A 13,336-nucleotide genomic window follows, 5' to 3' on the forward strand; every position below is an offset into this window, starting at 1 on the left:
CTGCGCCTGCAGGTGCTGGACCTGTTTCGCAAGCCGATCTACCACGTGCGCCTGCTCGAGACCCTCGACAACCTGTTTCCCAAACCGCGCCTGCAACTGGTCAACTGACGGCTTCGCTAGCAAGGCTCCCACAGGTTTTGCGGCTGTGGGAGCTGGCTTGCCAGCGAAGGCGGCACTCACGGTGTAACTGTCTCTACCTCGGCAGCCGCTACCCGGTCCGCCACCCCCTTGCGCATCTGCTCGCACCCCCACAGCACCCGCTCCGGCGTTGCCGGTGCATCGATCTGCGGCTGCTCGCGATAGTCCGCCAGGCTCGCCACCGCATCCTTGATCGCGCACCACGGCGCAATCCCCAGCATGAACGGCGGCTCACCCACGGCCTTGGAATGGAACACCGTGTCTTCCGGGTTCTTGCGGTTCTCCACCAGCTTGACCCGCAGGTCCACCGGCATGTCCGCCACGGCCGGGATCTTGTAGCTGGCCGGGCCGTTGGTCATCAGCTTGCCCTTGGCGTTCCACACCAGTTCCTCGGTGGTCAGCCAGCCCATGCCCTGGATGAACCCGCCTTCCACCTGGCCGATGTCGATGGCCGGGTTCAGCGAGGCACCCACGTCATGCAGGATGTCGGTGCGCAGCATCTTGTACTCGCCCGTCAGGGTGTCGACGATCACCTCGGCGCAGGCCGCACCGAAGGCGAAGTAGTAGAACGGACGGCCACGCGCCTGGCTGCGGTCGTAGTAGATTTTCGGGGTCTTGTAGAAGCCGGTGCTGGACAGCGATACCTGGGCGAAATACGCCTGCTGCACCAGCGCCTCGAAGGTGAGGATCTGGTCGCGCACGCGCACGTGCCCATTGCGAAATTCCACGTCCTCCTCGCTGACCTTGAACTGGCGCGCGGCGAATTCGACCAGGCGCTGCTTGAGTATTTCGGCCGCATTCTGCGCGGCCTTGCCGTTCAGGTCGGCGCCGCTGGAGGCGGCGGTCGGCGAGGTGTTGGGCACCTTGTCGGTATTGGTCGCAGTGATCTGGATGCGCGAGAAGTCCACCTGGAACACCTCCGCCACCACTTGCGCCACCTTGGTGTTCAGGCCCTGGCCCATCTCGGTGCCACCGTGGTTCAGGTGGATACTGCCGTCGGTGTAGATGTGCACCAGCGCACCGGCCTGGTTGAGGAAGCTTGCGGTGAACGAGATGCCGAACTTGACCGGGGTAAGCGCCAGGCCCTTTTTCAGCACCGGGCTGTTGGCGTTGAAGCGACGGATCGACTCGCGCCGTTGCTGGTAGTCGCTGCTGGCTTCCAGCTCGGCGGTGATCTCTTCGAGCATGTTGTGCTCGACGGTCTGGTAGTAGTGGGTGACGTTGCGCTCGGTCTTGCCGTAGTAGTTGGCCTTGCGCACTGCCAGCGGGTCGAGCGCCAGGTGGCGGGCGATACGGTCCATCACCTCTTCGATGGCAACCATGCCCTGCGGCCCGCCAAAGCCGCGGTAGGCGGTGTTGGACGCGGTGTTGGTCTTGCAGCGGTGGCCGTTGACGGTGGCATCGCCCAGGTAATAGGCGTTGTCGGAGTGGAACATCGCGCGGTCCACGATCGACGCGGACAGGTCCGGCGAGCAGCCGCAGTTGCCGGCCAGTTCCAGGTTGATGCCGTGCAGCCGGCCGCTGTCGTCGAAGCCCACGTCGTACTCGATGTAGAACGGGTGGCGCTTGCCGGTCATCAGCATGTCCTCGACCCGCGGCAGGCGCATCTTGGTCGGCTGCCCGGTCAGGCGCGCAATCACCGCGCACAGGCAGGCCGGGCTGGCGGCCTGGGTTTCCTTGCCGCCAAAGCCGCCGCCCATGCGACGCATGTCGACCACGATCTTGTTCATCGGCACGTCGAGCACTTCGGCCACCAGCTTCTGCACCTCGGTGGGGTTCTGCGTGGAGCAGAACACGAGCATGCCGCCATCTTCGGTGGGCATCACCGAGGAAATCTGGGTTTCGAGGTAGAAGTGCTCCTGGCCACCGATGTGCAGGGTGCCTTGCACCCGGTGCGGAGCACTGGCCAGGGCGGTGACCGAGTCGCCGCGCTGGTGGGTGTGACTGTCGAGCACGAAGTGCTTCTTGCGCAGCGCCTCGACCACGTCCAGCACCGGCTCCAGGTCTTCGTACGCGATGATTGCGGCCATCGCCGCACGGCGTGCGGTGTCCAGGTCGCAGGCGGCCACGGCGAGCACCGGCTGGCCGACGAACTCCACCGTGTCGATGGCCAGCAGCGGGTCGCCCGGCAGCAGCGGGCCGATGTCCTTCAGGCCCGGGATGTCTTCGTGGGTAATGACGATGCGTACGCCTTCGATGGCGTAGCACGGTGCGGTGTCGATGCTCAGCACCCGCGCGTGGGCGCGGTCGGACAGGCGTGCATACACGTGCAACTGGTTGGGAAACTCCAGGCGGTCATCGATGTACACGGCTTCGCCCGACACATGCTTGTCGGCGCTGTCGTGCCTGACGCTGCGCCCGACCCCGCTGGTCAGGCCCTGGGCGAACAGTTCGGCGAGCTCGGCCTGGCTCTTGGCGACATGAGGATGGTTAGACATAGGCGGTCACCCGGGTTTCGATGTGCGGCGTTTGCAGTTCGATGAAGTACTTGCGCAGCAGGTTCTGCGCACCCAGCAGGCGGTATTCCTTGCTGGCCCTGAAGTCCGACAGCGGTGTGAAGTCCTCGCCCAGCGCCAGGCAGGCGCGTTCGATGGCGGCCTGGTTGAACGGCTTGCCGAGCAGGGCGGTTTCGCACGCCCTGGCACGTTTGGGGATGGCTGCCATGCCGCCGAAGGCGATACGTGCGTCGGCCACCACGCCATTGTCGATGCGCAGGTTGAACGCGGCGCATACCGCCGAAATGTCGTCGTCCAGGCGCTTGGACACCTTGTAGGCGCGGAACGCCCAGGCCAGGTTGGCGCGTGGCACGATGATCTTCTCGATGAACTCGCTCTCCTGGCGCGCGGTGATGCGGTAATCGATGAAGTAGTCTTCCAGGGCCAGGGTGCGGGTGCTCTGGCCCCGGCGCAGCACGATCTGCGCACCGAGCGCGATCAGCAGGGGCGGCGAGTCGCCAATCGGCGAGGCATTGCCGATGTTGCCGCCCAGGGTGCCCTGGTTGCGGATCTGCAGCGAGGCGAAGCGGTGCAGCAACTCGCCGAAATCGGGGTACTCACGGCTCAGCACGTCGTAGCAGTCGGTGAGGGCGGTGGCAGCGCCGATCTCTAGGCGGTCGTCGAAGCTGTCGACGCGCTTCATCTCGGCCACGTTGCCCACGTAGATCATCACCGGCAGGGTCTTGTGGAACTGCGTCACCTCCAGTGCCAGGTCGGTGCCGCCGGCCAGCAGCCGGGCCTCGGGGTGCGACCCGTACAGGTCGGCCAGGTCGGCCACGGTCAGCGGCACCAGGCAGCGCTTGTCACCGCTGTTGAGCTCGCCGGTTTCGGTGGGCGCAATGGCCTTGAGGCGGGCGATGGTCTGCGCCTGGGCCGTATCGAACTGGTCTGGCACCGACTGGCAGCAGGCCTGCTCGGCGGCGGCCAGGATCGGGCGGTAGCCGGTGCAGCGGCACAGGTTGCCGGCCAGGGCTTCCTGGGCCTGGTGCAGGTCGGGCGCATCGCTGTTCTTCTGCAGGGCAAACAGCGACATCACGAAGCCCGGCGTGCAGAACCCGCATTGCGAGCCATGGCAATCGACCATGGCCTGCTGCACGCTGTGCAACTTGCCCTGATGCTTGAGCCCTTCGACGCTGATCAGTTGCTTGCCGTGCAGTGACGAGACGAACGTCAGGCACGAGTTGAGGCTGCGGTAGCGCAGGTGCTCCTGGCCATCCGCGCCCGTGGCGAGTTCGCCGACCACCACGGTGCACGCGCCGCAGTCGCCGCTGGCGCAGCCTTCCTTGGTGCCGGGCTTGCCCAGGTGCTCGCGCAGGTACTCGAGTACCGTCAGGTTGGGGTCCAGGGCATGCTCACTGCGCAGCTCCTGGTTAAGTAGAAACTGGATCACGGAAGGCCTCACAAGCGAATTATTGTTGTTGAGCGGACTGCAAGCGACTGTATGCAGAGTTGACTTTTTGGTCAATGATTTTCTGACCTAAGGGTCAGCTTTTGCCGCGTGTCGATCCCGTCGACTTCACTTCACCTCTCTTTCCAGCATAGAACCCCGTTCAGGTCACGATTGTTTTGCTTCAATCGTGCCAACTTAGCCGCCCCAGCCCCTGCGCGAGGGGCGGGCAAGTGCGCTACAATCGCCGCTTGTACACAGTTCAATGATTTTGAAGGAAAACCATGACGTTCAAGGCGCCGGACAGCCTCTCCGAGCAAATTGCCCACTACCTGGCCGAGCGGATCATCCGCGGTGAGCTCAAACCTGCCGAGCGCATCCAGGAGCAGAAGGTCACCCAGGCACTGAATGTCAGCCGCGGTTCGGTGCGCGAGGCATTGCTGATCCTCGAGCGGCGCCACCTGGTCACCATCCTGCCGCGGCGCGGCGCCCAGGTCACGGCCCTCAACGAGCACAACGTGCGCAGCCTGTGCACACTGATGAGCGAACTGTACATCCTGCTGGGCAACGCCGTGGCTGCCAGCCGCCGCACCGATGCAGAGCTGGCGCCGTTCCTGGTGATCCAGCAGCGCCTGCAGGCGGCCTGCGCGCAACAGGACATCAAGGCATTCGTCGAAGACAGCTTCGCCGTGATGCGCGCGGCGTATCCGTTCGCCAACAATCCGTACCTGCAGGAAACCGTCGAAAACCTGCAACCGGCCATGAGCCGCACCTATTACCTGGCGCTGGACCAGCGCAAGGCCAACATGGAAGACTTCCTGGTGCTGTTTGCGCAGTTGCTCGAAGCCGTCGTGGCGGGCGATCTGCCGCGTATCCGCGAGGTGCTCACGGTGTATTGCGAGCGCAGTTGCACGCTGGTGCTGTCGTCCCTGGTCGCTGACTGAGCATGCGCCTCAAGTGCATTCGCCTGGCGGGGTTCAAGTCGTTCGTCGACCCCACCACCGTCAACTTTCCCAGCAACATGGCGGCCGTGGTCGGCCCCAATGGCTGCGGCAAGTCCAACATCATCGATGCGGTGCGCTGGGTGATGGGCGAAAGCTCGGCCAAGAACCTGCGTGGCGAGTCGATGACCGACGTCATCTTCAACGGTTCCACCAGCCGCAAGCCGGTCAGTCAGGCCAGCATCGAGCTGGTGTTCGACAACAGTGACAACACCCTGGTGGGCGAATATGCCGCCTACGCCGAGATCTCCATACGGCGCAAGGTGACCCGCGACGCGCAGAACACCTATTACCTCAACGGCACCAAGTGCCGGCGACGCGACATCACCGATATCTTCCTCGGCACCGGCCTGGGCCCGCGCAGCTATTCGATCATCGAGCAGGGCATGATCTCCAAGCTGATCGAGGCCAAGCCCGAAGAGCTGCGCAACTTCATCGAAGAGGCTGCGGGCATCTCCAAGTACAAGGAGCGCCGCCGCGAGACCGAGAACCGCATCCGCCGTACCCACGAGAACCTCGAGCGCCTGACCGACCTGCGCGAAGAGCTCGAGCGCCAGCTCGAACGCCTGCATCGCCAGGCCCAGGCCGCCGAGCGGTACAAGGAATACAAGGCCGAGGAGCGCCAGCTCAAGGCGCAGCTGGCGGCGTTGCGCTGGCGTGCCCTGAACGATCAGGTCGGTCAGCGCGAGGCGATCATCGGCGACCAGGAAGTGGCCTTCGAGGCGCTGGTGGCCGAGCAGCGCAATGCCGATGCGAGCATCGAGCGCCTGCGCGACGGGCACCATGAACTGTCAGAGCGCTTCAACCTGGTGCAGGGGCGCTTCTATTCGGTCGGCGGCGATATCGCCCGGGTCGAGCAGAACATCCAGCACGGCCAGCAGCGCCTGCGCCAGCTGCAGGATGACTTCAAGGAGGCCGAGCGCGCGCGGCTGGAAACCGAGTCGCACCTGGGCCACGACCGCACGCTGCTGGCGACGCTGGGCGAAGAGCTGGAGATGATTGCCCCCGAGCAGGAAATGTCGCTGGCCGCCGCCGAGGAGGCCTCGGCGACCCTCGAAGAAGCCGAGACCACCATGCACGGGTGGCAGGAGCAGTGGGACACCTTCAATACACGTTCGGCCGAACCGCGCCGCCAGGCCGAAGTGCAGCAGTCGCGCATCCAGCAACTGGAGCAGAGCCTGGAGCGGGTATCGGAGCGTCAGCGCAAGCTGGGCGAAGAGCGTGATCAGCTGAGCGCCGACCCTGAAGACGCGGCGATCCTGGAACTGAACGAACAACTGGCCAGCAGCGAACGGCTGCTGGACGAGCTGCACCTGGAAGAGCAGCAGGTGGTCGAGCGCCTGGATGCGCTGCGCGAGCAATTGCAGCAGGCCACCCAGGCCCAGCAGCAGGCCCAGGGCGAGTTGCAGCGCCTGGGCGGGCGCCTGGCCTCGCTGGAGGCCTTGCAGCAGGCTGCGCTGGACCCCGGCAGCGGCACCGGTGAGTGGCTGCGTGAACAGGGCCTGGAGCAGCATCCGCGGCTGGCCGAAGGCCTGCGTGTCGAGCCGGGTTGGGAACTGGCGGTAGAGACCGTGCTGGGCGCCGACCTGCAAGCGGTGCTGGTGGACGATTTTGCCGGGTTGGCGCTGTCTGGCTTCACTCAGGGCGAGCTGCGCCTGCTGCAGCCCGCCGGTGGTGGCAAGCGCTTGCCCGGCAGCCTGCTGGACAAGGTGCAGGGCCATGTCGACCTGGCGCCGTGGCTGGGCCAGGTAACACCGGTCGACAGCCTGGAGCAGGCGCTGGCCTTGCGCGCTCAGTTGGCCGATGGCGAAAGCCTGATCAGCCGCGATGGCTACTGGGTGGGCCGGCACTTCTTGCGTGTCAGCCGTGCCAGCGAAGCCCAGGGTGGTGTGCTGGCACGCGGTCAGGAGCTGGAGCGGCTGGGGCTTGAGCGCCTCGAACAGGAAGCTGCGCTGGAACTGTTCGAAGAGCAACTGCTGGCATGGCGTGAGCAGCAGCGCGTGCACGAAGACAGCCGCGAGCAACTGCGCCGTCGTACCCAGGACGAAGCGCGCCAGCAAGGTGAACTCAAGGCCCGGCTCTCGGCCGGCAAGGCCCGTGCCGAACAGCTCACGCTGCGCCGTCAGCGCCTGGAAGAAGAATTGACCGAGCTGTTGGAGCAGCGCGCCATCGAGCATGAAAGCCTCGGCGAGTCGCGCCTGCACCTGCAGGACGCGCTCGACCTGATGGCCCAGGACACCGAGCAGCGCGAGGCCCTGCTGGCCCAGCGCGACAACCTGCGCGAACGCCTCGATCGGGTGCGCCAGGAGGCCCGCCAGCACAAGGATCACGCCCATCAGCTGGCGGTGCGCCTGGGTTCGCTGCGGGCCCAGCACGATTCGACCCGCCAGGCGCTGGAGCGCCTCGAACTGCAGGCCGAGCGCCTGAACGAAAAGCGCGAACAGCTGAACCTGAACCTGGAAGAGGGCGAGGCGCCGCTCGAAGAGCTGCGCCTGATGCTCGAAGCGTTGCTGGAAAAACGCATGAGCGTGGACGAGGAAATGCGCCAGGCGCGCCTGCACATGGACGAGGCCGACCGTGAACTGCGCGAGGCCGAAAAACGTCGCAGCGCCGCCGAGCAGCAGGCGCAGCTGCTGCGCGGCCAACTGGAACAGCACCGCATGGAGTGGCAGGGCCTGAGCGTGCGACGCAAGACCTTGCAGGAGCAGTTGCAGGCCGATGGCTACGACCTGGAGGGCGTGCTGGCGACTCTGCTGTCCGAGGCCAGCGAGCAGGAGGCAGAGCTTGAGCTGGAGCGCATCGATGCACGCATCCAGCGCCTGGGCGCGATCAACCTGGCGGCCATCGACGAATACCAGCAGCAGTCCGAGCGCAAGCAATACCTGGATGCACAGAACGCCGACCTGGTAGAAGCCCTCGACACCCTCGAAAACGTGATTCGCAAGATCGACAAGGAAACCCGCAACCGCTTCAAGGATACCTTTGATCAGATAAATGCCGGATTGCAGGCACTTTTCCCAAAAGTTTTCGGCGGTGGCAGCGCTTATCTGGAACTGACGGGCGAAGATCTACTCGATACAGGGGTGACGATCATGGCGCGCCCGCCGGGCAAGAAGAACAGCACCATTCATTTGCTCTCGGGCGGTGAAAAGGCGCTGACGGCCCTGGCGCTGGTATTTGCCATTTTCAAATTGAACCCGGCGCCGTTCTGCATGCTCGACGAGGTCGATGCACCACTGGACGACGCCAACGTCGGACGCTATGCGCGCTTGGTCAAAGAGATGAGTCAGACCGTACAGTTCATCTATATCACCCACAACAAGATCGCCATGGAAATGGCCGATCAACTGATGGGCGTGACCATGCACGAGCCGGGGTGCTCGCGCCTGGTGGCGGTGGACGTGGAGGAGGCGATGGCCATGGTCGACGCCTGAAAAACGGATATGACGCACGATCTTGCAGCAAAAGCCCCGTCAGTTGCGACAGACGGTGTAAAGTTATCTTTGGTCGTGCTAGCTTAATGTAAATTTTTCTATGCGTGGGTAAAACGCCTGTCAGAACATAGGCTTGGCGCCACGTTTTAAAGGGGTTTAAACCCTTTATTTTTCAGCATTTTTCACAGAGGCACGGGATTACATGGAAATCGGTCTGCGCGAGTGGCTGATCGTCATCGGCATCATAGTCATTGCCGGCATTCTTTTTGACGGCTGGCGTCGTATGCGCGGCGGCAAGGGCAAGTTGAAATTCCGTCTGGACCGCAGCTTCTCCAACCTGCCGGACGAAGAGACCAGCGCCGAAGTGCTGGGCCCGCCGCGGGTGCTTGACGACCACAAGGAGCCGCAGCTCGACGAGCACGACCTGCCGTCGATGAGTGCTGCCCGCGAGCAGCGCGAGCCGAAGGTGGGCAAGGCGTCCAGGCGCAACAAGCGTGGCAGTGAACCGCAGCAGGGCGACCTTAACCTGGCGGCAGAGCCGCGCGAGCCCGACCTGTTCGGCAATGCCGACGATGACTTCCCGGACGAAAGCCCCAAGCATTCCGGTTTTGGCAGCAGCGAAGGCAAAGACCTGCCACCGGTCGAAGAAGTGCTGGTGATCAGTGTCATCTCCCGTGACGAAAGTGGCTTCAAGGGCCCGGCGTTGCTGCAGAACATTCTGGAAAGCGGCCTGCGTTTCGGTGAAATGGACATCTTCCACCGTCACGAAAGCATGGCCGGCAACGGCGAAGTGCTGTTCTCCATGGCCAACGCGGTCAAGCCGGGCGTGTTCGACCTGGACGACATCGACCATTTCAGCACCCGTGCGGTGAGCTTCTTCCTCGGCCTGCCGGGCCCGCGTCATCCCAAGCAGGCGTTCGACGTGATGGTAGCGGCGGCGCGCAAGCTGGCGCATGAACTCAACGGTGAGCTCAAGGATGACCAGCGCAGCGTGATGACCGCGCAGACCATCGAGCACTACCGCCAGCGCATCGTCGAATTCGAGCGCCGCGCGCTGACCCAGAAGCGCTAAGTGCAATGAACACGCCCACAGAGGTTGCCCCGACCCTGTGGGAGCTGGCTTGCCAGCGAAGGCTGCCCAGCAGCCCTGAGGAATAAAACGCCAAGAGCAGCCCCGAGCTGCTCTTTTGCTTTGCAAGAGATGACCTAGATGAACGCCCAAACCCGCCTCCTCGAACTGCGCGCCGAACTCGACCAGCACAACTACCGCTACTACGTGCTCGACGAGCCCAGCGTGCCGGACGCCGAATACGATCGCCTGTTCCGTGAGCTGCAGGCCCTGGAAGCCGAGCACCCCGAGTTGGTCACGCCCGACTCGCCCACCCAGCGCGTGGGGGGCGCAGCACTGTCGGCGTTCAGTCAGGTTCGTCACGAAGTGCCGATGCTCAGCCTGGGCAACGCCTTCGAGGAAACCGACCTGCTCGAGTTCGACCGCCGTGTTGTGGAGGGCCTCGACCTGCCGGCCGGCGACCTGTTCGGTGCGGGCGCCGCCGTGGACTACAGCTGCGAACCCAAGCTCGACGGCCTGGCGGTCAGCCTGCTGTACCGCGGCGGCCTGCTGGTACAGGGCGCCACCCGTGGCGACGGTACCACCGGTGAAGACATCAGCGTCAACGTGCGCACCATTCGCAACGTGCCGCTGAAGTTGCAAGGCACGGGCTGGCCGGCGGTGCTGGAAGTGCGCGGCGAAGTGTTCATGAGCAAGGACGGCTTCGAACGCTTGAATGCCGCCCAGGCCGCGCTCGGCGCCAAGACCTTCGCCAACCCGCGCAATGCCGCGGCCGGCAGCTTGCGCCAACTGGACTCGAAGATCACCGCCAGCCGTCCGCTGGAGTTCTGCTGCTATGGCCTGGGGCAGGTCTCCGAGCCGGTAGGCGACACCCATATCGGCATTCTCGAGAAGCTCAAGGGCTGGGGCATGCCGATCAGCCGCGAGCTGCGCCACGCCGCCGGCATCAAGGAGTGCCTGGACTACTACCGCGATATCGGCGAGCGGCGCAACGCCTTGCCCTACGAGATCGATGGCGTGGTGTTCAAGGTCAACAGCCTGGCGTCGCAACGCGAACTGGGCTTTCGGGCCCGCGAGCCGCGCTGGGCGATCGCGCACAAGTTCCCGGCCATGGAAGAGCTGACCGAAGTGCTCGACGTCGAGTTCCAGGTTGGCCGTACCGGCGCCGTCACCCCCGTGGCGCGGCTCAAGCCGGTCAAGGTGGCCGGCGTTACCGTGGCCAATGCCACCTTGCACAACATGGATGAAGTGGCGCGCCTGGGCGTGATGATCGGCGACACCGTGATCATTCGGCGTGCCGGCGACGTGATCCCGCAGGTGATGCAGGTGGTCACCGAGCGCCGCCCGGCCGACGCCCGCCCGGTGCACATCCCCACCGAATGCCCGGTGTGCGGTTCGCAGGTAGAGCGTACGCAACTGGTCAAGCGCAGCAAGGGCAAGGAGACCGTCAGCGAGGGTGCGGTGTACCGTTGCGTGGGGCGCCTGGCGTGCCGTGCGCAGCTCAAGCAGGCGATCATTCACTACGTCTCGCGGCGTGCCATGGACATCGAAGGGCTGGGCGAGAAGAGCGTCGAGCAGTTGGTCGATGAAGGCCTGATCACCTCGCCGGCAGATTTGTACCGTTTGAAATTCGAAGACATCGTCGACCTGGAAGGTTTTGCCGAGGTTTCCAGCAACAAGCTGCTCGCAGCGATCGACAACAGCAAGCGCCCCAGCCTGGCACGGTTCATCTACGCCCTTGGCATCCCGGATGTAGGCGAGGAGACCGCCAAGGTGCTGGCGCGCTCGCTGGGGTCGCTGCAGCGGGTGATGGTGGCCTTGCCGCAGGTGCTGACCTACCTGCCGGACATCGGCCTGGAAGTGGCGCACGAGATCCACAACTTCTTCGAAGACGACCACAACCGCAAGGTCATCGAGCAGTTGCTCGAGCGTGGCTTGCAGTTGCAGGAGGAGGGCGAGCTGGCGGCCGAATTCGCCGCCAGCACCACGTTGGCGGGCATGCTGGCCAAGCTGGACATTCCTTCGGTGGGCCCGACCGGTGCCGAGAAGCTGGTGGCCAAGCTTGAGACGCTGGAGCGCATCATTGCGGCCGATGGCATCGACTTGCGCCAGGCGCTGGCGGCCAAGCAGGCTGACGCGGTGCGCGAGTTCTTCCTGATCGAGGCCAACCAGCAGCTTGCGCGCGATGTCGAAGCGCAGTTGCGTGCGTTCGGCATGCACTGGGAGAGCGAGAAAAAGGTGGCGCAGGGCTTGCCGCTGGCGGGCCAGACCTGGGTGCTGACCGGCTCGCTGGAGCGCATGAGCCGCGATGTGGCCAAGGACAAGCTGGAGAGCCTGGGCGCCAAGGTGGCGGGCTCGGTGTCCGCCAAGACCCATTGCGTGGTGGCGGGGCCGGGGGCTGGCTCCAAGTTGGCCAAGGCCAACGAGTTGGGGCTCAAGGTGCTGGATGAGGATGCGTTTGTGGCGTTTCTGGCGGAGCAGGGCATCGCGGTCCAGGTATAGCCCCAGCCCTGTCATACACATGGTGTAGTCTAGGCCTCAGCCAGGAGGTGGCCCCATGTACCCATTCTTCGAACAGCTCGTCGCGCGTATCGCCGCGCCGTTTGTCGGCCAGGCGCGACGCAGCACGCGCGTGTGGCAATGCGAGTGCGGGCAGTCCGTGTTCTTTCGCAACAGCCAGTGCCTGGCCTGCCAGGCGTCGCTGGGCTATTGGCCAGACACCCACCACATCGGCACCTTGCTGCCCGCTCCTGTTGCTGGCCAATGGCACCTGGACGGCCAGCCCGAACTTGGCGCGCTCAAGCGCTGCGCCAACCTCGACACGCCTGCCGCCTGCAACTGGCTGCTGAACGCTGACGACCCGCACGCGTTCTGCCTGGCCTGCCGCCTCAACCGCACCATCCCCGACCTGTCGTTCAGCGAAAATCACCTGCGCTGGCGCAAGCTGGAGACTGCCAAGCGGCGCCTGGTGGCGCAACTGCTGCACCTGGGCCTGCCGGTCCAGCCCAAGCAGGTTGCGGGCGGCGAGGGCATCGCCTTCGACTTCATCGGCGTCGACATCGCCGGCAACGCGCCCACCACCGGCCATGCCGGTGGGTTGATCACCCTGGACATCCGCGAAGCCGACGACGACTGGCGCGAGCAAATGCGCGTGCAGTTGCAGGAACCCTACCGCACCGTGCTTGGCCACCTGCGTCACGAGATCGGCCATTACTACTGGGACAGGCTGGTCGCCAACAGCCCCTGGCTGGAAGATTTTCGCCGGCTGTTCGGCGACGAACGCGCCAGCTATGCCCAGGCCATGGAGCGCCACTATCAGCAGGGTGCACCGCTGGACTGGGCCGCTGCCCACGTCAGCGCCTACGCCACCATGCACCCCTGGGAAGACTGGGCCGAGACCTGGGCGCATTACCTGCACATGACCGACGCGGTCGACACCGCGCTGGCGCTGGGCATGGACGGCTCGGCCATGGACCTGGACTACCCACCCTTCGATGCACGCAGCCTGTACCAGCCCGAGCATGCGGGGGCACCGGCGTTCCTGGCGTTCATCAATGCCTGGGTCGAGCTGTCGGCGATGCTCAACGAACTGTCGCGCAGCATGGGCCAGACCGATTTCTACCCCTTCGTGCTGAGTGCGCCGGTGGTGGCCAAGCTGCACTTCATCCACCGCGTGATCCAGGGCGATGGGCTGGAGGAAATCACAAGTCCTTGAGCCCATATGGTTTTTTCATGGCGCAGAGGTTGTAACTTCGCGTCAGACCGGTACAATGGCCCCGCTCGCTGCCAGGCGAGCGTCGTTATGGTGACCC

Annotated in this window: 7 protein-coding genes and 1 pseudogene; 6 read left to right on the forward strand and 2 right to left on the reverse strand. The window is 64.7% G+C overall.

Annotated features, from left to right (window positions below; translation table 11 throughout):
* A pseudogene (locus KUO17_RS26740) lies at window positions 1-108 on the forward strand (response regulator); the annotation flags it as partial.
* A 68-nt stretch (window positions 109-176) separates the two neighbouring features.
* Here KUO17_RS26740 and xdhB read toward each other — a convergent pair.
* Window positions 177-2,576, reverse strand: coding sequence for a xanthine dehydrogenase molybdopterin binding subunit (gene xdhB, locus KUO17_RS17870; RefSeq protein ID WP_217976858.1), 2,400 nt, complete (start codon window positions 2,574-2,576; stop codon window positions 177-179).
* Complete coding sequence (gene xdhA / locus KUO17_RS17875; protein ID WP_217976859.1) at window positions 2,569-4,023, reverse strand: xanthine dehydrogenase small subunit; 1,455 nt, start codon at window positions 4,021-4,023, stop codon at window positions 2,569-2,571. The genes xdhB and xdhA overlap by 8 nt, the downstream gene beginning before the upstream one ends.
* A gap of 281 nt (window positions 4,024-4,304) precedes the next feature.
* Here xdhA and KUO17_RS17880 point away from each other — a divergent pair, with 281 nt between their 5' ends.
* The 5 genes from KUO17_RS17880 to KUO17_RS17900 all read left to right on the forward strand — a co-directional run bounded on the left by KUO17_RS17880 (window position 4,305) and on the right by KUO17_RS17900 (window position 13,239).
* Window positions 4,305-4,964, forward strand: a complete 660-nt coding sequence (locus tag KUO17_RS17880; protein WP_217976860.1) for a GntR family transcriptional regulator — start codon at window positions 4,305-4,307, stop codon at window positions 4,962-4,964.
* Window positions 4,965-4,966: 2 nt separating this feature from the next.
* Complete coding sequence (smc, locus tag KUO17_RS17885) at window positions 4,967-8,455, forward strand: chromosome segregation protein SMC (protein ID WP_217976861.1); 3,489 nt, start codon at window positions 4,967-4,969, stop codon at window positions 8,453-8,455.
* A 202-nt stretch (window positions 8,456-8,657) separates the two neighbouring features.
* Window positions 8,658-9,527, forward strand: a complete 870-nt coding sequence (zipA, locus tag KUO17_RS17890; protein WP_217976862.1) for a cell division protein ZipA — start codon at window positions 8,658-8,660, stop codon at window positions 9,525-9,527.
* 138 nt (window positions 9,528-9,665) lie between these two features.
* Entirely contained in the window at window positions 9,666-12,026 is a 2,361-nt protein-coding gene (gene ligA / locus KUO17_RS17895) for an NAD-dependent DNA ligase LigA (RefSeq protein ID WP_217976863.1), read from the forward strand.
* A 55-nt stretch (window positions 12,027-12,081) separates the two neighbouring features.
* The gene (locus tag KUO17_RS17900) at window positions 12,082-13,239 is read left to right on the forward strand and encodes a zinc-binding metallopeptidase family protein (RefSeq protein WP_217976864.1); all 1,158 of its coding nucleotides are present in this window, start codon (window positions 12,082-12,084) and stop codon (window positions 13,237-13,239) included.
* Window positions 13,240-13,336 lie beyond the last annotated feature (97 nt).

This window comes from Pseudomonas aegrilactucae, assembly GCF_019168305.1.
Taxonomy (GTDB): Bacteria; Pseudomonadota; Gammaproteobacteria; order Pseudomonadales; family Pseudomonadaceae; genus Aquipseudomonas; species Aquipseudomonas aegrilactucae.

Bases quoted from the DNA above. Each gene is read 5' to 3' on its own strand.
- xdhB (WP_217976858.1), bottom strand. From the start codon at position 2,576: ATGTCTAACCATCCTCATGTCGCCAAGAGCCAGGCCGAGCTCGCCGAA.
- KUO17_RS17880 (WP_217976860.1), top strand. From the start codon at position 4,305: ATGACGTTCAAGGCGCCGGACAGCCTCTCCGAGCAAATTGCCCACTAC.
- smc (WP_217976861.1), top strand. From the start codon at position 4,967: ATGCGCCTCAAGTGCATTCGCCTGGCGGGGTTCAAGTCGTTCGTCGAC.
- zipA (WP_217976862.1), top strand. From the start codon at position 8,658: ATGGAAATCGGTCTGCGCGAGTGGCTGATCGTCATCGGCATCATAGTC.
- ligA (WP_217976863.1), top strand. From the start codon at position 9,666: ATGAACGCCCAAACCCGCCTCCTCGAACTGCGCGCCGAACTCGACCAG.
- KUO17_RS17900 (WP_217976864.1), top strand. From the start codon at position 12,082: ATGTACCCATTCTTCGAACAGCTCGTCGCGCGTATCGCCGCGCCGTTT.